19 protein-coding genes and 1 pseudogene are annotated in these 19,274 nt (G+C 68.7%); 9 read left to right on the forward strand and 11 right to left on the reverse strand.

From position 1 onward, the window contains the following. Positions 1–45: 45 nt before the first annotated feature. Positions 46–1,269, reverse strand: a complete 1,224-nt coding sequence (gene hemW / locus G4H71_RS01605; protein WP_246442835.1) for a radical SAM family heme chaperone HemW — start codon at positions 1,267–1,269, stop codon at positions 46–48. A 428-nt stretch (positions 1,270–1,697) separates the two neighbouring features. On the opposite strand from hemW, the gene G4H71_RS01610 reads away from it, so the two are divergent. From G4H71_RS01610 to G4H71_RS01640, 7 genes are all read left to right on the forward strand, one after another. Next, on the forward strand, positions 1,698–3,431 hold the full coding sequence (locus G4H71_RS01610; RefSeq protein ID WP_072737628.1) for a nitrite/sulfite reductase: 1,734 nt from the start codon (positions 1,698–1,700) through the stop codon (positions 3,429–3,431). After that, a complete protein-coding gene (locus G4H71_RS01615) occupies positions 3,428–4,135 on the forward strand; it encodes a phosphoadenylyl-sulfate reductase (protein WP_072737627.1) in 708 nt (235 codons plus the stop codon). Before G4H71_RS01610 ends, G4H71_RS01615 begins: the two co-directional genes overlap by 4 nt. Next, positions 4,132–5,070, forward strand: coding sequence for a sulfate adenylyltransferase subunit CysD (gene cysD / locus G4H71_RS01620; RefSeq protein ID WP_072737818.1), 939 nt, complete (start codon positions 4,132–4,134; stop codon positions 5,068–5,070). The genes G4H71_RS01615 and cysD overlap by 4 nt, the downstream gene beginning before the upstream one ends. 1 nt (position 5,071) lies before the next feature. Further along, positions 5,072–6,373, forward strand: coding sequence for a sulfate adenylyltransferase subunit 1 (locus G4H71_RS01625; protein WP_072737626.1), 1,302 nt, complete (start codon positions 5,072–5,074; stop codon positions 6,371–6,373). 10 nt (positions 6,374–6,383) lie between these two features. Beyond that, positions 6,384–7,130: a sirohydrochlorin chelatase gene (locus tag G4H71_RS01630; RefSeq protein WP_072737625.1), complete on the forward strand. Its 747-nt coding sequence runs from the start codon at positions 6,384–6,386 to the stop codon at positions 7,128–7,130. Positions 7,131–7,231: 101 nt separating this feature from the next. After that, the gene (locus G4H71_RS01635) at positions 7,232–8,107 is read left to right on the forward strand and encodes a universal stress protein (protein WP_072737624.1); all 876 of its coding nucleotides are present in this window, start codon (positions 7,232–7,234) and stop codon (positions 8,105–8,107) included. Positions 8,108–8,244: 137 nt separating this feature from the next. Further along, positions 8,245–8,853, forward strand: coding sequence for a superoxide dismutase (locus tag G4H71_RS01640; RefSeq protein ID WP_072737623.1), 609 nt, complete (start codon positions 8,245–8,247; stop codon positions 8,851–8,853). A 285-nt stretch (positions 8,854–9,138) separates the two neighbouring features. Here G4H71_RS01640 and G4H71_RS01645 read toward each other — a convergent pair. From G4H71_RS01645 to G4H71_RS01665, 6 genes and pseudogenes are all read right to left on the reverse strand, one after another. Further along, a pseudogene (locus G4H71_RS01645) lies at positions 9,139–10,137 on the reverse strand (sulfate/molybdate ABC transporter ATP-binding protein); the annotation flags it as partial. Then, positions 10,134–10,940, reverse strand: coding sequence for a sulfate ABC transporter permease subunit CysW (cysW, locus tag G4H71_RS01650; protein ID WP_072737621.1), 807 nt, complete (start codon positions 10,938–10,940; stop codon positions 10,134–10,136). The pseudogene G4H71_RS01645 and the gene cysW, both read right to left, overlap by 4 nt. Continuing rightward, positions 10,937–11,815, reverse strand: coding sequence for a sulfate ABC transporter permease subunit CysT (gene cysT, locus G4H71_RS01655; protein ID WP_083342878.1), 879 nt, complete (start codon positions 11,813–11,815; stop codon positions 10,937–10,939). The genes cysW and cysT overlap by 4 nt, the downstream gene beginning before the upstream one ends. A 37-nt stretch (positions 11,816–11,852) precedes the next feature. Continuing rightward, on the reverse strand, positions 11,853–12,881 hold the full coding sequence (locus tag G4H71_RS01660) for a sulfate ABC transporter substrate-binding protein (RefSeq protein ID WP_072737620.1): 1,029 nt from the start codon (positions 12,879–12,881) through the stop codon (positions 11,853–11,855). Positions 12,882–13,044: 163 nt separating this feature from the next. Next, on the reverse strand, positions 13,045–13,122 hold the full coding sequence (locus tag G4H71_RS22840; protein ID WP_367890089.1) for an Ms4533A family Cys-rich leader peptide: 78 nt from the start codon (positions 13,120–13,122) through the stop codon (positions 13,045–13,047). Between the two features lie 163 nt (positions 13,123–13,285). After that, complete coding sequence (locus G4H71_RS01665) at positions 13,286–13,477, reverse strand: hypothetical protein (protein ID WP_072737816.1); 192 nt, start codon at positions 13,475–13,477, stop codon at positions 13,286–13,288. A 168-nt stretch (positions 13,478–13,645) separates the two neighbouring features. Between G4H71_RS01665 and G4H71_RS01670 the strand changes: the two genes are divergently transcribed. Further along, positions 13,646–13,804: a hypothetical protein gene (locus tag G4H71_RS01670; protein WP_169847145.1), complete on the forward strand. Its 159-nt coding sequence runs from the start codon at positions 13,646–13,648 to the stop codon at positions 13,802–13,804. Between the two features lie 33 nt (positions 13,805–13,837). Here the strand turns inward: G4H71_RS01670 and G4H71_RS01675 are convergent, their stop codons facing one another. Together G4H71_RS01675 and lepA are read right to left on the reverse strand one after the other, a co-directional pair. Further along, positions 13,838–14,776, reverse strand: a complete 939-nt coding sequence (locus G4H71_RS01675) for an NAD(P)H-dependent flavin oxidoreductase (RefSeq protein ID WP_072737619.1) — start codon at positions 14,774–14,776, stop codon at positions 13,838–13,840. 17 nt (positions 14,777–14,793) lie between these two features. After that, complete coding sequence (lepA, locus tag G4H71_RS01680) at positions 14,794–16,704, reverse strand: translation elongation factor 4 (RefSeq protein WP_072737618.1); 1,911 nt, start codon at positions 16,702–16,704, stop codon at positions 14,794–14,796. 58 nt (positions 16,705–16,762) lie between these two features. Between lepA and G4H71_RS01685 the strand changes: the two genes are divergently transcribed. After that, the gene (locus G4H71_RS01685; protein ID WP_072737617.1) at positions 16,763–17,326 is read left to right on the forward strand and encodes a type II toxin-antitoxin system PemK/MazF family toxin; all 564 of its coding nucleotides are present in this window, start codon (positions 16,763–16,765) and stop codon (positions 17,324–17,326) included. A gap of 22 nt (positions 17,327–17,348) precedes the next feature. On the opposite strand, the gene G4H71_RS01690 is transcribed toward G4H71_RS01685, so the two are convergent. After that, positions 17,349–18,116, reverse strand: coding sequence for an SGNH/GDSL hydrolase family protein (locus G4H71_RS01690; RefSeq protein WP_072737815.1), 768 nt, complete (start codon positions 18,114–18,116; stop codon positions 17,349–17,351). Positions 18,117–18,315: 199 nt separating this feature from the next. Further along, positions 18,316–19,224 (reverse strand): SGNH/GDSL hydrolase family protein, encoded by a 909-nt coding sequence (locus G4H71_RS01695; RefSeq protein WP_246442633.1) that lies wholly within the window; start codon positions 19,222–19,224, stop codon positions 18,316–18,318. Between the last annotated feature and the right edge of the window lie 50 nt (positions 19,225–19,274).

Below are 19,274 nucleotides of genomic sequence, written 5' to 3' on the forward strand. Positions count from 1 at the left end.
ACACCGCCGGGCTCGACCGCACGTGCGACCGACCGCGGCCCGGAGTCAGACCGCCGTCACGATGTCCCGCACCACGGCATCGGCGAGAAGACGGCCCCGGTCGGTGAGCACCAGGTGCCCACCACGTTCGACGAGCAGTCCGTCGCCGACGAGCCGTCGGCCCACCGACAGCTCGGGCTCCCCGAGATCGCCCAGCGCGAGCCCACTGCGCAACCGTGCCGTGAGCATGACCCGCTCGAGGTGTACGTCCGCGTCCGCCAGTTCCTCGCTCCCCCCGACCGGCAGATCGCCGTCCGCCAGCCGCTCGGCGTACCGCGCGGGATGCTTGACGTTCCACCAGCGGACCCCGCCCACGTGGCTGTGTGCCCCCGGCCCGGCGCCCCACCAGTCGCCGCCGTCCCAGTAACCCAGGTTGTGCCGGCACCGGCCGTCGTCGCCGGCCGCCCAGTTCGACACCTCGTACCAGTGCAGGCCGGCGTCCCCGAGCCTGCGGTCGATCCGTTCGTAGCGTGCCGCGAGGACGTCGTCGTCCGGGGCGGGCAACTCGCCGCGCCGGACCTTGCGCGCCATCGCGGTGCCGTCCTCGACGATCAGGGCGTAGGCCGACACGTGATCGACTCCCGCCGACAGCACGGCGTCCAGCGAGGCGTCGAGATCGACGTCCCGCTCCCCCGGGGTGCCGTAGATCAGGTCCAGGTTCACGTGCTCGAATCCGGCCGCACGCGCCTCCCGCGCCGCCGCGACCGCCCGGCCGGGGGTGTGGGTCCGATCCAGCACCCGGAGCACGTGCTCGGCCGCGGACTGCATGCCGAGCGAGATCCTCGAATAGCCGGCGGCTCGCAACTCGTCGAAGAACTGTCGCGAGGTGGACTCCGGGTTGGATTCGGTGGTCACCTCCGCGCCGTCGGACAGCGAGAACGCCCCGCGCACCGCGTCCAGGACCTCGGTGAGGCCGGAGCCTCCGAGGAGTGAGGGCGTGCCGCCGCCCACGAAGACGGTGTCCACCCGGGGAGATCCGCCGGGTGCGGCGGCGAGTACATCGGCCGCGGCGTCGAGCTCACGGCGCAGACCCTCGAGCCAGGACGCGGGCGATGCGGACGTGCCCAACTCGCCGGCGGTGTACGTGTTGAAATCGCAGTACCCGCAGCGTGTGGCGCAGAAAGGGACGTGGATGTAGACGCCGAACGGGCGCTCTCCGACTCCCTCGAGCGCGGCCGACGGCAACACGAACCGACCGGCGTCGCGCGCCGCTGCGGGGGAACCGGGAATGCTCACGGCCTCCAGTCTCCCAGAGGCGTGCGCTCCCCCGTCCCCGCGCGGCCCGGACACCGTCCGCCGCCGACCGCACGGCGCCGATTCCGGGGACCACCCTGTGACATTTCCCGCGAATTCGGTGGAAATATCGCCCCGGGGCTCGGTCCTGCGAGTTTGCCGTGGCACAATGAGCGGCATGACTGGTTTCGGGGTACAGCTCGTGGCACGCCGCCACGTCGACCTCAAGCGCGTGTGCAGCTGCACCTGTACACGCTGTACCTGTCTGCGCTGCGCCGCTCAGCCCGCCGCGTAGCCAGTCCCCGCCCAGCCCTTCTCGCGACATCCCGCCGGATCGACGCTGTCCGTCGTGCGGATCGATCGCCGACTCGGATTCTCCCCGCAGCCCCGGAGAGAATCCAGAACCTCACTTCAGGAGTGACTTGATGACGTCGACCACTGACGCCTCTCCCGCTGCCGACGGCGCGGCCGCTGCCTCCCCGCCACCCCGCAAGCGCACTGCCCGCCCGGCCAAGCGCCGGGCGGAGGGGCAGTGGGCCCTCGGCTACCGCGAACCGCTCAACGCCAACGAGCAGGGCAAGAAGGACGACAACCCGCTCAACGTCCGCGCGCGGATCGAGAACATCTACGCGCACCAAGGCTTCGACAGCATCGACAAGGGCGATCTGCGCGGCCGCTTCCGCTGGTGGGGTCTCTACACCCAGCGTGAGCAGGGCTACGACGGCACCTGGACCGGCGACGAGAACATCGACCTGCTCGAGGCCCGCTACTTCATGATGCGGGTGCGCTGCGATGCCGGCGCGCTCAACGTCGAACAGCTGCGCACCATCGCCGGGATCTCCACCGAGTTCGGCCGCGACACCGCCGATCTCTCCGACCGGGAGAACGTCCAGTACCACTGGATCGAGGTGGAGAACGTCCCGGAGATCTGGAAGCGCCTCGAGAGCGTCGGGCTCAAGACCACCGAGGCCTGCGGCGACTGCCCCCGCGTCGTCCTCGGCTCACCGCTGGCCGGGGAGTCCTTCGACGAGGTGCTCGACCCGACTCCCGCGATCGACGAGATCGTCCGCCGCTACATCGGCAAGAAGGAGTACTCGAACCTGCCACGCAAGTTCAAGACGGCCATCTCCGGCCAGCAGGACGTGGTGCACGAGATCAACGACATCGCCTTCGTCGGCGTCGAGCATCCCGAGCACGGACCGGGGCTGGATCTGTGGGTGGGTGGCGGCCTGTCCACCAACCCGATGCTGGCCCAGCGCGTCGGCGCGTGGGTGCCTCTCGACGAGGTCCCCGACGTGTGGGAAGCCGTCGTCTCGATCTTCCGCGACTACGGGTACCGCCGGCTGCGCACCAAGGCGCGACTGAAGTTCCTGATCAAGGACTGGGGCATCGAGAAGTTCCGCGAGGTCCTCGAGACGGAGTACCTGAAGCGCAAGCTGATCGACGGCCCCGCACCGGAGAAGCCCACCCGGCCGATCGACCACGTCGGCGTCCAGAGGACCCGCAACGGGCGCAACGCCGTGGGTGTCGCGCCGATCGCGGGCCGGGTCTCCGGCACGATCCTGGCGAAGGTCGCCGATGCGGCCGAGCGGGCGGGCAGCGACAGGATCCGCTTCACCCCGTACCAGAAGCTGATCATCCTCGACGTTCCCGACGAGAACCTGGACCGTCTGATCGCCGATCTCGACGAGCTCGGCCTCCCGGCCCGCCCGTCGCACTGGCGGCAGAACCTCATGGCCTGCTCCGGAATCGAGTTCTGCAAGCTCTCGTTCGCCGAGACCCGGAAGCGATCGCAGGCCCTGGTTCCCGAACTCGAACAGCGGCTCGCGGACATCAACGCCCGACTCGACGTGCCGATCACCATCAACATCAACGGCTGCCCGAACTCCTGCGCTCGCTCGCAGATCGCGGACATCGGGTTCAAGGGCCAGCTCGTCGACGACGGCGAGGGCAACCAGGTGGAAGGGTTCCAGGTCCATCTCGGCGGCAGCCTCGGATTCGACGCGGCATTCGGCCGGAAGCTGCGCCAGCACAAGGTCACCACGGGCGAGCTCGGCGACTACATCGATCGGGTGGTTCGCAACTTCGTCAAGAACCGTACCGACGGTGAGCGTTTCGCCGAGTGGGTCGTGCGTGCCGACGAAGGAGACCTGCGATGAGCATCGACACCGCGAGCAAGGAAGACCTCCGCGCCCTCGCGGCCGAGGCGGCCGAGGAACTGAAGGATGCGGACGCACTCACCCTGCTGCGTTGGACGGAGGAGACGTTCGGCCACGACTACATCGTCGCCTCCAACATGCAGGACGGGGTGCTCGTGCACCTCGCGACACAGGTGCGCCCCGGCGTCGACGTACTGTTCCTCGACACCGGGTACCACTTCGCGGAGACCCTCGGTATGCGGGACGCCGTCGGGCAGATGTACGGGGCGAACATCGTCAACGCGGCCGCCGAGCACTCGGTGGCCGAACAGGACCGGCTCGAGGGCAAGGATCTGTTCGCCCGTGACGCCGGACGCTGCTGCGCGCTGCGCAAGGTGGCACCGCTGCGGAAGTCGCTGGCCGGCTACCGCGCCTGGGTCACCGGAATCCGCCGGGTCGAGGCCCCGACCCGCGCCAACGCTCCGCTCGTCTCGTTCGACGACGCGTTCGGCCTGGTGAAGATCAATCCGATCGCCACCTGGACCGACGAGGACATGCAGAACTACATCGACGAGCACTCGATTCTCGTGAATCCGCTCGTCGACGAAGGCTATCCGTCCATCGGGTGCGCTCCCTGCACCAGTAAGCCAGCACCGGGCAGCGATCCGCGCAGCGGACGTTGGGCCGGCCAAGCCAAGACAGAATGCGGGTTGCACGCGTCATGACTCTGGACCTGACCACCACCGACCGTCCTCGGCTGGACGGAAAGCAGTTCGACACCCTCTCGGCACTCGAGTCGGAGGCCATCCACATCTTCCGTGAGGTGGCCGGCGAGTTCGAGCGCCCGGTGATCCTCTTCTCCGGCGGCAAGGACTCGACGGTGCTGTTGCACCTCGCGCTCAAGGCGTTCTGGCCTGCCCCGCTGCCGTTCGCCCTGCTCCACGTGGACACCGGGCACAACCTGCCGGAGGTCCTCGACTTCCGCGACTACGTGGTCGCGAAGTACGGCCTGCGCCTGCACGTGGCCAAGGTCGAGGACTACCTCGCCGACGGCCGTCTCACCGAGCGCGCCGACGGTATCCGCAATCCCCTGCAGACGGTTCCCCTCCTCGATGCGATCGCCGAGAACCGATTCGACGCGGTGTTCGGCGGCGGCCGCCGCGACGAGGAGCGTTCGCGCGCCAAGGAGCGGATCTTCTCGCTGCGCAACGCCTTCGGGCAGTGGGATCCCAAGAAGCAGCGGCCCGAACTGTGGAACCTCTACAACGGCAAGCATTCTCCGGGCGAGCAGGTGCGGGTCTTCCCGCTGAGCAACTTCACCGAACTCGACATCTGGCGCTACATCGCCCGTGACGACGTCGAACTCGCGAGCATCTACTACGCGCACCAGCGCCCGGTGTTCCAGCGCGACGGAATGTGGATGACCCCGGGTGTGTGGGGCGGCCCCGGCGACGGTGAGGATCTGCAGACCCTGTCGGTGCGCTATCGCACCGTAGGCGACGGATCCACCACCGGTGCAGTGCTGTCCGACGCCGCCGACAACGAGGCGATCCTCGCCGAGGTCGCAGCGTCCCGACTGACCGAACGCGGCGCCACCCGTGGCGACGACCGCGTGTCCGAGGCGGCCATGGAAGACCGCAAGCGAGAGGGCTATTTCTGACATGAGCGATCTTCTGCGACTCGCCACGGCGGGCAGCGTCGACGACGGCAAGTCCACCCTCGTGGGCCGGCTGCTGTACGACACGAAATCCGTACTGGCCGACCAGATCGACGCCGTCACCCGCGCCTCCGTCGACAAGGGCCTGTCCACCCCCGATCTGTCGCTGCTGGTCGACGGCCTGCGCGCCGAGCGCGAGCAGGGCATCACCATCGACGTCGCGTACCGCTACTTCGCGACGCCGCGGCGGTCCTTCGTGCTCGCCGACACCCCCGGCCACGTGCAGTACACCCGCAATACCGTCTCGGGCGCGTCGACGGCGCAGCTGGTGATCCTGCTCGTCGATGCACGCAAGGGGGTCGTGTCCCAGACCCGCAGGCACGCAGCCGTTCTCGCGCTACTCGGCGTGCCCAAGCTGGTTCTCGCGGTGAACAAGATCGATCTCGTCGAGGATCCGGCCACCGTGTTCGCCGACATCTCGAACGAGTTCAACGCACTCACCCGCTCGCTCGGCTGGGCGAGCGAGGACGTCGTCGAGATCCCGGTCTCGGCGCTGCACGGGGACAACGTCGCCGTGCGATCGGAGAACACCCCCTACTACGACGGCCCGACGCTCATCGAGCACCTGGAAACCGTTCCCGCGGACAGCGACAACGCCGGCCGGCACTCGCTCGGCCTGCGCTTCCCGGTGCAGTACGTCATCCGGCCGCGCACCCCGGAGTACCCCGACTACCGCGGCTACGCGGGCCAGATCGCCGCCGGTGCGGTCTCTCCCGGCGACGAGGTCGTCGTCCTGCCGTCCGGAATCCGCACGAAGGTGGCCCGGGTCGACACCGCGGCCGGCGAGCTCGACACCGCACTCGCCGGCCGCAGCGTGACGCTCGTCCTCGAGGACGACGTGGACGTCTCCCGAGGCGACACGATCGCCTCCCCCGCCGACGCTCCCGAGCCGATCGACCAGTTCGACGCCACGGTCTGCTGGCTGGCCGAGAAGCCGCTGCGCCCCGGTGCCCGGCTGCTCCTCAAGCACGGCACCCGCACGACGCAGGCCATCGTCGGCGCGCTCGTGGAGCGCTTCGACGAGCAGGAACTGACGACCGCGCCGGATCCGGAGACCCTGGAACTCAACGAGATCGGGAAGATCTCGGTGCGTGTCGCCGAACCGATCGTGGCGGACGACTACGCCGTCAACCGGCACACCGGCAGCTTCCTGCTCATCGACCCGGCCGGTGGGAACACGCTCGCGGCCGGTCTGGTCGGCGACGCGATCGCCGTCGTCGAGACCGGCGGGGCCGTCCCCGCCTGATGCGCGCACCGTGACGCCACTGATCGCCGTCGCCCACGGCAGCCGCGATCCCCGCAGCGCGGGGACCGTCGCGGCTGCCGTGGCCGCGGTACGTGCCCGCAGGCCCGAGCTGGACGTGCGCCTGTGCTTCCTCGATCTCAGCGCCCCTTCGGTGGACCGCATCCTCGATTCCGTCGCCGCGGAGGGGCACCGCTCCGCGGTCGTGGTGCCGCTGCTGTTGGGGAGTGCGTTCCACGCCCGGGTGGATCTCCCCGCGCTGCTGCGCACCGGGCGCGACCGGCATCCGCTGCTGCGTACCCGGCAGGCCGAGGTTCTCGGCCAGGACGAGCGGCTGCTGGACGCGGTCCGCGACCGGGTCCGCGACACCGGAGCGCCCCGGGACGGGTTGGGCGTCGTGCTGGCCGCGGTCGGTTCGTCGGATCCGGAAGCGAATGCACGCACGGCCGCACTCGCCGACCGGCTCCGGCACGGTACGGGATGGGCGGGCGTCAGCCCGTGCTTCGCCACCGCGGCCGAACCGACGATCGAGCAGGCCGTGGCGGATCTTCGTGCCCGCGGATGCCGCCGCCTGGTCGTCGCACCGTGGTTCCTCGCTCCCGGGCTGCTCACCGACCGGCTCGCCCGTGCCGTCGCCGGCGTCGACGACGTCACCTTCGCCGCACCGATCGGTGCCCATCCGCGGCTGGCCGAGGTGGTCCTCGACCGATACGAGGCGGCACTGAGCGCGTCGCTGTCCCGGGGCTCGCTCTCCGCCTGAGCCGGCGAATCCGAGGAGTTGATACCCGCGCGTCCGACAGGGTGACACTGGCGCCCGAGGAGGTCCCCGGCTCACACTGTTAAGTGAGGCGAGGAGCAACCATGACCACTACACAGACGAGACATGGAATCGTGGCCGGAATCGACGGCTCGCCGGGGGCGCTCGACGCGGCGCACTGGGCCGCCCACGCCGCTCGGCGATTCCACGAACCGCTGCACCTCACCCGGGTCGTCGACGCACGCCGCCGGATCACCGGCGAAACCCCACACGGCCCGGAACTCGAGGAAGCCGAGCAGTCCCTCGACGAGGCGGCACGCGCGATCGGCAACGGATACGGTGACCTGTCGATCGAGCGCAGCGTCCAGGCGGGATCACCGGCGAAGGCCCTGGAGAACCTGTCCCGCACTGCCCGGATGGTCGTGCTCGGCCCTGCGGACACCACCGAGATGCAGTCGGTGTTCACCGGATCCGACGTCGTCCACGTCGCGAACCACGCGCACTGCCCGGTCGCGGTGTGGCGCGGCGAGCCCGGGCCGGACGAACCGGATCGCCGTCCCGTGGTGGTCGGCGTCGACGGCTCACCCCTCAGTGATTCGGCCGTCGAGCACGCATTCGAGTGCGCGGCCTTCTTCGGGGCACCGCTGGTGGCGGTCCACACCTGGCCGGAACAGTCCACCCTCGGTGGGCTCACCGAGAAGCGCCGGTTCACCGACTGGACCGCGCACGAGCAGCACGAGGCCGCGATGCTCGCGCAATCGCTGTCCGGATGGTGCGAGAAGTATCCGGATGTGGTGGTGACCCGCTGCGTCGAACGCGGTGGCCCCATGCGGGCGCTCCTCGAGCACTCGGTGGAGGCGCAGCTGGTGGTCGTGGGCAGCCACGGGCGTCATCCGTTCACCGCATCGATCATCGGTTCGACCAGTCAGAGCCTGATCCACCGGTCCCGCTGCCCGGTCCTGGTATGTCGGGACCGATGAACGACGGCCACTCCTCGGGCGGACGTTCCCGGCCACTCCGCACCGAACAGTGATGTGCCCCATAGCTTCTTTACCTCGAGTGCACTCGAGGTCATAGCGTCGGTGGTGTCCGAGCATCAGCGAAGGGAACCCCGACAGTGAGCATCTACGTTCTGCCCGATCTGGACTACGACTACTCCGCACTCGAGCCGCACATCTCCGGCGAGATCATGGAGTTGCATCACAGCAAGCACCACGCCACCTACGTGGCCGGCGCCAACACCGCACTCGAGCAACTCGCCGAGGCGCGTGAGGACGGATCCGTCACCGCCAAGGCCCCGTTGCTGAGCAAGAACCTGGCGTTCCACCTCGGTGGTCACACCAATCACTCGATCTTCTGGAAGAACCTGTCACCGGACGGCGGCGACAAACCGGTCGGTGACCTCGCCGCCGCGATCGAGGACCAGTTCGGCTCGTTCGAGAAGTTCGTCGCACACTTCTCCGCTGCCGCGACGACCCTGCAGGGGTCCGGCTGGGCCGTCCTGGCCTACGACCGCCTCGGTGGCCGACTCGTCGTCCAGCAGTTGACCGATCAGCAGGGGAACATCAGCATCGGGCTCGTTCCCCTTCTCATGCTCGACATGTGGGAGCACGCCTTCTACCTGCAGTACCGCAACGTCAAGGCCGACTACGTCGCCGCGTTCTGGAACATCGTCGACTGGGCCGACGTCCAGCAGCGGTTCTCGGACGCCCTCGCCTCTCCCTGACCGCCCACGCCACTCTCTGACCGCCCACGCCCGATCCCCTCCCCGCACCCACCCCCACCTGGGTGAAGGTGGCCTTCGACCGGTCTGAGGAGCCGAAGGCCACCTTCACCCGCGGGTGGCGGAGACTCCGGGGGTGGTGTCGGTGGTGGTGGTGGTGTCGGTGGTGGTGGCGTCGGTGGCAGTGTCCGGGGTGGCGGACGACGCGGCGTGCCGTCCGCCGGTGCCGTCCTTCGGATCACCGGCGTTCGAACCGGCGGCGCCGGACGCGTCGGCGGGATTCGCCACCACGGCACGTTCGGGCAGATCGGGGGCGCGGGTGGCGCGGGCGAAGACGGTCTCGCCCTCACGCAACCCCAGAGCGGCACTGTCACCGCGGGTGACCTGGGCCGAGAACCGCTCGCCGGTGGCCTCGTTGCGCAACTCGACGCGCACCTCGAAACCGAGGTGGACGACTCGCTCGACCGTCGACCGGGTCACCCCGAGCGATTCGGCCGTACCCGATTCGGCAGCGAGCGCGAGATCCGCGGTGCGGCCGAGGCGAATGTCGTGCGGCCGGACGAGTTGACCGTTGAGCTTGGCGACGGAGCCGAGGAAGGACATGACGAAGTCGTTGACCGGGCGGTCGTACAGGTCCGCGGGCGGACCGACCTGTTCGATCCGGCCGTGGTTGAGTACCGCGATCCGGTCGGCGACGTCGAGCGCCTCCTCCTGGTCGTGCGTGACCAGCACCGTCGTGACGTGCACCTCGTCGTGCAGGCGCCGCAGCCACGTTCGCAGGTCCGCCCGCACCTTCGCATCGAGCGCACCGAACGGCTCGTCCAACAGCAGCACCTGCGGATCCACCGCGAGCGCGCGGGCGAGGGCCATCCGCTGCCGCTGGCCGCCGGAGAGCTGTGACGGGTAGCGGTGCTGGAAGCCGTCGAGACCGACGATCTCGAGCAACTCGTTGACCTTCTTGTCGATCTCACGCTTGGGCCGCTTGCGGATCTCGAGCCCGAACGCGACGTTCTTGCGCACGGTCAGGTGCTTGAACGCCGCGTAGTGCTGGAAGACGAAGCCGATGTCCCGCTTCTGCGGCGAGACGTCGGTGACGTCCTTGCCCGCGATGGACACGGTGCCGTCGTCGAGGGATTCGAGGCCCGCGATGGCACGCAGGAGCGTCGACTTCCCCGACCCGCTGGGACCGAGCAGCGCCGTCAACGACCCCGAAGGGATGTCGAGCGTCACGTCGTCCAGGGCTGCGAAGGACCCGTAGTTCTTGCGCGCGCCGGTCACGGTGATCATGTCGTGCTCCTCTTACGGTCGAGCAGGGTCATCAGCAACAGTGTGAGCAGCGCGATGCCCATCAGCAAGGTGGCGGCGGAGTAAGCGCCGAAGGTGTTGTGGTCATCGATGTAGCGGGAGTGCACGAGCAGGGTCAGTGTCTGCGAGACGCCGGGGAACCCGGACGACACCATGATCACCGCACCGAACTCGCCCAGCGAGCGGGCGACGGTGAGGACGACGCCGTAGGTCAGGCCCCAGCGGATCGCGGGGAGCGTGATCCGCCAGAACGTCTGCCATTTGTTGGCCCCGAGCGTCGCGGCCGCCTGCTCCTGCTCCTCGCCGATCTCGTGCAGGACGGGCTCGACTTCCCGGACGACGAACGGCAGGGTCACGAAGATCGTCGCGAGCACCATGCCGGGAAGGCCGAAGATGACCCGGAATCCGAGCGATTCGATGCCGCCGAACCACCCGTTGACGCCCCACAGCAGGATCAGGGACACGCCGACGACGATCGGCGAGACGGCGAACGGCAGGTCCACGACCGCCTGCAGCGCGCCGCGGCCCGGGAACCGCCCACGCACCAGCGCCAGCGCGGTGACGATGCCGAACACCACGTTGATCGGGACCACGATGGCCACGATGATCAACGAGAGGTTGAGTGCGGAGATCGCGGCGGGCGTGGAAATGGACTCGATGAACGCCCCGATGCCGTTCTCGAACGTGCGATAGAGGATCACCAGGATCGGCACGACGAGCAGGCCGAAGAGATACAGCAGCGCAACGGTGCGCAGGGAGATGCGGGTGGCCGGAGAGAGCTTCACTTCGCCTCCTCCTGCCGACGCTGGCCGCGAGTGGCGAACAACCGCAGCACGAACAGCGTCACGAACGCGATGAGCAGCAGTGCCACCGACACCGACGCCGCGGCACCGGGCCGGTCGATCTCGATCTGCTGTTGGATGTACTGCGAGGCGACCTGCGTGTCACGGGGGATGTTGCCACCGATCAGCACGATCGACCCGTACTCGCCGATCGCCCGCGCGAACGCCAGACCCGCACCGCTGATGACGGCCGGCGTCAGGGTGGGCAGCACGATGCGCCGGAAGATGGTGCCGTTGGAGGCACCGAGCGAGGCCGCGGCCTCCTCCACCTCGCGGTCGAGTTCGATGAGCACCGGCTGCACCGAGCGGACCACGAACGGCAGGGTCACGAAGGCCAGCGCCACGACGAGGCCCGCCCGGGTGGCGTTGAGGTGGATGTCGATCGGGCTCTGCGGTCCGTACAGGGACAGCAGCACGATGCTCGCCACGATCGTCGGCAACGCGAAGGGAAGGTCGATGAGCGCGTTGACGATCCGCTTCCCCGGGAACTCGTCGCGGACCAGCACCCACGCGATCAGCGTGCCCATCACCACGTTGACCACCGCCACCACCGCAGACACCATGACGGTGATCTGCAGCGAGGCCAGGGCCACGGGCGAGGTGACGGCATCGATGAAACCGCTGATCCCGTTCTCGAACGATGCCACCGTGAGCGCCGCGAGCGGCAGCAACACGATCACACTCAGCCACAGCGCGGCGATTCCGATTCCCAGTGGCCCGACCGCGCCGGTGACCTTGGCGATCTTCCGGCGTGGCGGGCGACGGCGCGGGGGCGGCGCCGGGGCGGCGCCCCCGTCCGTCGTCAGTACGTCACTCACGTTCTTCGTCGTTCCTACTCGGAGGCGTTGTCGTCGATCAGTTCGAGGCGTTGTCGTAGATCACCGCGATGGATCCGGAGCCCTGCGCGAACAGCTCCGCATCGACCTGGGTCCAGCCGCCGAAGTCATCGATCGTCCACAGCTTCTCGGGCTCCGGGAACTTGTCGGTGAACTCGTCCGCGACAGCGGGGTCGACGGGACGGAAACCGGCCTCGGCCCACAGCCGCTGACCGTCCTCGGTGTACAGGAAGTCACGGAACGCGTTGGCCTTGTCCAGGTTCCGGCTGTTCGACAGCACCGCCACCGGGTTGTCGATCTTGAAGGTGTCCGGCGGCGTGACGTGCTCGACCGGCTCGCCGTTGCCCTCGATGAACAGCGCCTCGTTCTCGTAGCTGAGCAGCACGTCTCCGGTGCCCTGCAGGAACGCCTCCGTCGCCTCGCGCCCGGACTTCGGCTGAATCTTGATGTGGTCGTTGACCAGCGCCGTCACGTAGTCGAGACCGGCCTGCGGGTTCTCGCCACCGTTGCTCTTCGCCGCGTACGGGGCGAGCAGGTTCCACTTCGCCGACCCGGAGCTGAACGGGTTCGGGGTGACCACCTCGAGCCCGGGCTGCAGGAGGTCGTCCCAGTCCTGGATGTTCAGCGGATTCCCCTCGCGGACCACGATGGTCACGACCGAGCCGAACGGAATGCCGTTGTAGGCATCCTGATCCCAGTCGGCGTCGACGAGCCCGGCATCGACCAGCCGGGTGATGTCGGGCGTCACCGAGAAGTTCACGACGTCGGCCTCCGCGCCGTCGCGAACCTTGCGGGACTGGTCGCCGGACGCCCCGAAGGACGGCTGGACGCGGACACCCTCGCCCTCGTCGGTGCCGTTGAACGCCGGGATGATCTTGTCGAAGCCCGGCTTCGGGACGGCGTACGCGTAGAGATTGAGCGTGCCCGCACTTCCGTCGGCGGAGCTCTCCTCTCCCACGGTGTCGCTGGCGCCTCCGGCGCATGCCGACAGGGTGAGAGCACCCACGGCGGCAACAGCGGTGAGGAGGAGACGGGAACGGCGCTTCATGGCAGTAGCCTTCCTGAGCGGACCGGAGGTCCGGGATGGTCGAGGATCGAGCGTTCGCGACAGGGACCGGCAGATTCCGGTTCTCGCGAGGGGATGCGTGTGCCTGTGGGGACTCGAGACAGAGTTCACCCGTGCGGGCGGGGATCACGCGCGTGAGCTGCGATCAGCAACAACAGTCGATGTCTGCGACAGCAAGCATGCCGACAGCGATCAACGCCAGTTCATGGCGGACCTCGGGCATGGTGGCTGCAGACACGCGGTGGACTGTAGCAAGCTTCGAGCGAGTCTTCCAATCCGGACAGCGGGGACGTTCCGCCGACAGGTTCAGCGGGTGAGCAGCCAGGCGACGATCACGAGCAGGATCAGCGCGATCAGCGCAAGGGTGACGCGTGAGCGGGGCATGGTCAGTGTTCCTCCGTGTTCGTCGCGTCCCGCCGCAGCAGGATCAGGACCGTCGCGAGTGCACGATCCAGGAGCCAGGCGAGCGCTCCACAGACCGGAAGCGCCACGAGCAGCACCAGGGCCACCTGCGGTACGAACGGAAGCCCGGCGAGCCACAGCTCGGCCCCGTCCCACCATCGCGCGATCTGTTCCACGCCCGTCACTCTATCCGGCGTCGGCGAACCACCTCCGGCCGGTTTCGGCCACCGACACGCGCTTCGTGACCCACAATGGGAAGCTCGGACGGGATGCGCAGTAGCGGGTCTTCGGCAGACCCGGGCACCGTCGAATCGAAACCGTCGAATCGAAGGAGGGCGGCCGCGATGACACACTCGGACAACTCGCCGGTCGAGGACGCGGACGTCGAACTCGACACCGACCAGGTACGCAAGGCGCAGCGCATCGTCGCGCTGCATTCCACCGACGTCGACGACTGCCGCATGCTCCTGTCGATGCTCGGGATCGACGGACCCACCGACTGAGCACCGAGCGCCGGCTCGGTGTGGGAGGGGCGCTCAGTCCCGGTAGCGACGGAGCAGTGCCTCGGCGTCGGCCGCGATGGCCGTGACCACCCGTCCCGCCGGCACGCTGTCGTGTACCAGTCCGCTCGCCTGGCCGGCGTACACGACGCCCAGTTCCGGATCGGCCGCGTCGTACGCCGCCTCGAGATCGGCCCGGGCGACGTCGTCACGCCCGTCCCACTCCCGCGTGAACGCGTTCGCGAGCGCCCGGCCACCCCACCGGTGCGGCCACGGCTGGTTACGGGCCCGGTCGAACACCGACGTGTAGACCGTGTCCGTGCTGGCCGCCTCGACGACCCGTGACCGGGCGTAATCCGGTCCCACCGTCTCCGGGCTGGCCAGCAGCGCGGTACCGATCATGGCGCCCTCACAGCCTGCGGCGAGCACCGCCGCCAGTCCGCGCCCGGTCGCGATCCCACCGGCCGCGATCACCGGCACCCGGGACGCCTCGAGGATCTCCTGGACGAGCGGCAGCGTGCCGACGTGCCCGGTGTGCCCACCTGCCTCACCGCCCTGGGCGACGACGAGATCCACGCCGGCCGCCTCCACCACCCGCAGATCCTCGATCGTGTTGACCTGGGAGAGCACGAGGGAGCCGGCGGCGTGCACGCGCTCCACGAACGGCGCCGGGTCACCGAACGAGAGCGAGACGATCCTGGGCCGCTGTTCGAGAGCCGCCCCGAGCATCGTGTCGTCGTCGTAGAGGGCCCACGTCATCAATCCGATTCCGAAACCGTCACCACCCACGTCACGGGCGACCGCACACTCCCGGGCGATCCACTCCGGCGTGGCGTATCGCGCCGCACCGAGCAGGCCGAGGCCGCCCGCACGCGACACCTCACCCACGAGCGCTCCCCCGGCGCGTCCGCCCATCGGTGCGCCGAGAATCGGCACCCCGAGTCCGAGTTCCCGGGTGAGCCAGGTGTCGAGCACGACGCCTCCTACTTTTGTTACTTCTTCGGCTTGTCCGACGCCGCGTCGGACGACAGCGCCGCCACGAAGGCTTCCTGCGGCACGTCGACGCGACCGATCGTCTTCATCCGCTTCTTGCCTTCCTTCTGCTTCTCGAGCAGCTTGCGCTTACGGGAGATGTCGCCGCCGTAGCACTTGGCCAGCACGTCCTTGCGGATCGCCCGGATGTTCTCGCGAGCGATGATCTTCGAGCCGATCGCCGCCTGAATCGGCACCTCGAACTGCTGACGCGGGATCAGTTCCCTGAGCTTGGTGGTCATCTTGTTGCCGTAGGCGGACGCGGCATCCTTGTGCACGATCGCACTGAACGCGTCGACCGCCTCTCCCTGCAACAGGATGTCGACCTTGACCAGCGCGGCCTCCTGCTCCCCCGCCTCCTCGTAGTCGAGGCTGGCGTATCCGCGGGTGCGGGACTTGAGGGAGTCGAAGAAGTCGAAGATGATCTCCGCCATCGGCAGCGTGTAGCGCAGCTCCACCCGGGTCTCGGAGAGGTAGTCCATTCCCCCCAGCTCACCGCGCCGCGACTGACACAGCTCCATGATGGCGCCGATGAACTCGCTGGGCGCGATCACGGTGCACTTGACGATCGGCTCGTAGATCTCGCGTGCCTTCCCTGCGGGCCAATCCGACGGGTTGGTGACGACGACCTCCTCACCGCCCTCGAGCACCACGCGGTACACCACGTTCGGGGCGGTCGAGATCAGATCCAGTCCGAATTCGCGCTCGAGCCGCTCGCGAGTGATCTCCATGTGCAGCAATCCGAGGAATCCGCAGCGGAACCCGAACCCGAGCGCGACCGAGGTCTCCGGCTCGTAGGTCAGGGCGGCGTCGTTGAGCTGCAGCTTTTCCAGGGCGTCCCGGAGCACCGGGTAGTCGGACCCGTCGACCGGGTACAGGCCGGAGTAGACCATCGGACGAGGTTCGCGGTAGCCGGTGAGCGGCTTCTCCGCTCCGTGCCTGGCGCTCGTGACGGTGTCACCGACCTTGGACTGACGGACGTCCTTCACACCGGTGATCAGGTAGCCGACCTCGCCGACGCCGAGCCCGGCAGTGGGCTTCGGCTCAGGTGAGACGATGCCCACCTCGAGCAGTTCGTGGGTGGCTCCGGTCGACATCATCTTGATCTTCTCGCGGGGCACGATCTTGCCGTCCACCACTCGGACATAGGTGACGACGCCCCGGTAGGTGTCGTAGACGGAGTCGAAGATCATCGCCCGGGCCGGTGCGTCGGCGTCGCCGACCGGCGGCGGGACCTGGCGGATGACCGCGTCGATCAGTTCGGGGACTCCGACGCCGGTCTTTCCGGACACCCGCAGGACGTCGTCGGGCTCACAGCCGATGATGTGTGCGATCTCCGAGGCGTACCGGTCCGGGTCGGCCGCGGGAAGGTCGATCTTGTTGAGAACCGGGATGATCGTCAGGTCCTTGTCGAGCGCGAGGTACAGATTCGCCAGGGTCTGCGCCTCGATCCCCTGGGCCGCGTCGACCAGCAGAACGGCACCTTCACACGCCTCCAGTGCCCGCGAGACCTCGTAGGTGAAGTCGACGTGCCCCGGGGTGTCGATCAGATGCATCACGTAGTCCTCGCCGTCGAGATTCCACGGCAACCGGACGTTCTGCGCCTTGATCGTGATGCCCCGCTCGCGCTCGATGTCCATCCGGTCGAGATACTGGGCGCGCATCTGACGTTCCTCGACGACGCCGGTGAGCTGCAGCATGCGGTCGGCCAGCGTGGACTTTCCGTGGTCGATGTGGGCGATGATGCAGAAGTTACGGATCTTGGCGGGATCCGTGAAGGTCGTATCGGCGAAGCTGGTGATGAGGGACCCCTTAGCTGGAACGGAACCGGAGCGGCCCACCCGGTCTGGACCTCCCGTCAGGATATCCAAGCCACCCGGCCATCTGCTGGCCGGTGTCGTACCGGCCGTCGCACTAGACTCGGCCGACATGGCGAGTACGTGGAATGCGATCGGCAAGGCGCTGGGCAAGATCGCCCGGGAGCGCGGCCCACAACTGTTCGAGCAGATCCAGAAATCCGGTGCCGTCCAGCGGGCGACGGGCGTCCTGACCGGCGCGGGTACCGCGACGACGACGGCGACGCCCGGCCGCCCGGTCGCCTCACACACCGCGCCGACCGCACATCGTGCCCGGACCGTCGAGTACAGCCCCGACCTGGACGGGCGTGCCGATCCCGGCGAGATCGTGTGGACCTGGGTGGCCTACGAGGACGACCCGTCCCAGGGCAAGGACCGTCCGGTCCTCGTCGTCGGGCGCGACGGCCACACGCTGCTCGGGCTGATGCTGTCCTCGCAGGAAAGGCGCTCCGAGGACCGGGACTGGGTCGCCATCGGTGCCGGCGACTGGGATTCCCAGGGCCGCCCGAGCTGGGTCCGACTGGACCGGGTCCTCGATGTACCCGAGGACGGGATACGCCGTGAGGGCGCGATCGTCGAGCGCCGGGCGTTCGACAAGGTGGCCGCGAGATTGCGCAGCGACTTCAGCTGGCGCTGAGCGACTCCCGAGCCGGCCTCGGTCAGGACCCCGAGGCGCGGGCGTAATCGTCCGCCACGAGCTGCGCGATCGCCTCCATCGCGCGGGCGTTCGGATGCGCCGGCTCGGCCGGAGACCCCGGGATCAACCCCTCGAACCAGCGGTCCTCGCGGGCGGCACACGCGTCGTGACCACCGTCGATGGCGGCCTTCGCGATGTCCACGTATTCGACTCCGTGGCGCTGCGCGGCGGTGACGTAGATGTCGTTGAACCGGTCGAAGTAGCCCGAGAGCCAGGTGGCGTCGGCATCCGACATCGGCAGGTTCGGCCAGCAGCCGCGATGTCCGACCGAGCCGCCGTGACCGATCAGGTACACGCGGGCGTTGGGGGCGGCACGCACGACCGACTCCACCACGGCGTCGACCTGGGGGCGCATCCGCTCGACACCGTCGACGACGAGCCTCTCGGAGAGGGCGTTGTCCCGGCAGTGCGCATCGGCACCCGGGATCAGCGCGACGCACAGGGCCGTCACCGGGAGATGGTTCGATCCGCCGCCGCCGATGCTGATCGTGACCAGATCCGTGTCCGGGCCCAGCTGCTCGAGCTGCGGCGGCGCGAAGCGCGTCCCGACGAACTGAGCCGTGTCGATCACGTGCTCGGGTTTGGCCGCGGAACAGGTGACGTCGACGAACGAGGACGCGTCGAGTGAACGCGCCAGCAGCGCCGGGTAGTTCGCGGTGGTCGACCGCAGGCACAGGTCCCGGTGGGATGCGACGTCGATCAGGGGCCCCGACGCGCGCGAGTCCCCCAGCGCGACGTAGGCGGGCCCGGAGCGCGGTGCGGCGTCCGGACCGACGTCCGGCGTCGCCGACGCCGCCGCGCTCCCGGCCACCGTCGCGGTGAGCGCGAGCGCACCCACCGCAGCGACGCGAACCGCTCGAATCACACGATCGACCCGACTCACACGATCGAACTGCACACTTGCTCCTCTGTCAGGGCCCGGTCGGGCTTCAGTACTGCAGTTCCGCGGCGATCATGTCCGCGACCGCCTGCATTCCACGCTCGTTGAAGTGCCCGGGTTGCGCGGAATCCGTGGGGATCAGGCCCTCGAACCACTTCTCTCCCGGCTCGGCGCACGGATCGTGACCACCGTCGACGGCAGCGCGACCGATGTCGACGAAGTCGACGTCGTACCGGTCCACCAGATCGCGGTAGATCTGGTTGAACCGGTCGAAGTAGTCGACCAGGAACTGTGCATCGGCATCCGAGTACGGAATCGAGGGCCAGCATCCGCGAGGACCGACCGCTCCACCGTGGCCGACGAGGAAGATCCTGGCATTCGGCGCCGCCTCCCGGACCGCCGCGACCGCGCGGTCGATCTTCGGTGCCGCCTGCGCGATACCTTCCTCGGCGTCCCGCAGGGTCTTCTCGTCGTCACGGCAGCGGCGGTCCAGCCCCGGGACCGGGGTGGCGCAGTTCTCGCGGGTGACGACGACGTGATTGGAATCGACGCCGCCGATACTGAGGGTCACCAGTTCGGTGTCCGGCCCGAGTGCCTCGATCTGGGGCGGGCGGACGACGCCGGGAAGGCGTTGCGGAGTGTCGACGATGTTCTCCGAGCGCGCCGCGATGCAGGTCACGTCGGTGAAGCTCGAGGCGTCGAGGGCGCGGGCCAGTTTCGCCGCGTAGTTCTGGTCGGACCTCATGCACAGGTCACGGTGCGACAGCGTGTCGATGAACGGGCCGGCCGCGCGGGAGTCACCGAGTGCGACGTATCGCGGGCCGGAGCCCTCCACCGAGACTCCCTCCGCAGAGACTTCGGTCTGCTCGGCGGGAGGTTGCGCGGCGGCCGGAGCCGCCAGGACCAGACCGGCCACCATCGCCCCGACCACGGCGGACGTCACGGACCCTGCACGCACGTAATTCTCCCTGCGTCGACGACGAGTGCAGGGAGAATCATGCCTCACTC

The sequence above is a fragment of the Rhodococcus triatomae genome (genome assembly GCF_014217785.1).
Taxonomy (GTDB): domain Bacteria; phylum Actinomycetota; class Actinomycetes; order Mycobacteriales; family Mycobacteriaceae; genus Rhodococcus_F; species Rhodococcus_F triatomae.

Excerpts from the sequence above, each read along its gene's own strand:
- cysD (WP_072737818.1), top strand. The coding sequence starts at position 4,132 with ATGACTCTGGACCTGACCACCACCGACCGTCCTCGGCTGGACGGAAAG.
- G4H71_RS01625 (WP_072737626.1), top strand. The coding sequence starts at position 5,072 with ATGAGCGATCTTCTGCGACTCGCCACGGCGGGCAGCGTCGACGACGGC.
- G4H71_RS01670 (WP_169847145.1), top strand. The coding sequence starts at position 13,646 with ATGACACACTCGGACAACTCGCCGGTCGAGGACGCGGACGTCGAACTC.
- G4H71_RS01615 (WP_072737627.1), top strand. The coding sequence starts at position 3,428 with ATGAGCATCGACACCGCGAGCAAGGAAGACCTCCGCGCCCTCGCGGCC.
- G4H71_RS01685 (WP_072737617.1), top strand. The coding sequence starts at position 16,763 with ATGGCGAGTACGTGGAATGCGATCGGCAAGGCGCTGGGCAAGATCGCC.
- G4H71_RS22840 (WP_367890089.1), bottom strand. The coding sequence starts at position 13,122 with ATGCCCGAGGTCCGCCATGAACTGGCGTTGATCGCTGTCGGCATGCTT.
- G4H71_RS01660 (WP_072737620.1), bottom strand. The coding sequence starts at position 12,881 with ATGAAGCGCCGTTCCCGTCTCCTCCTCACCGCTGTTGCCGCCGTGGGT.
- G4H71_RS01610 (WP_072737628.1), top strand. The coding sequence starts at position 1,698 with ATGACGTCGACCACTGACGCCTCTCCCGCTGCCGACGGCGCGGCCGCT.
- G4H71_RS01635 (WP_072737624.1), top strand. The coding sequence starts at position 7,232 with ATGACCACTACACAGACGAGACATGGAATCGTGGCCGGAATCGACGGC.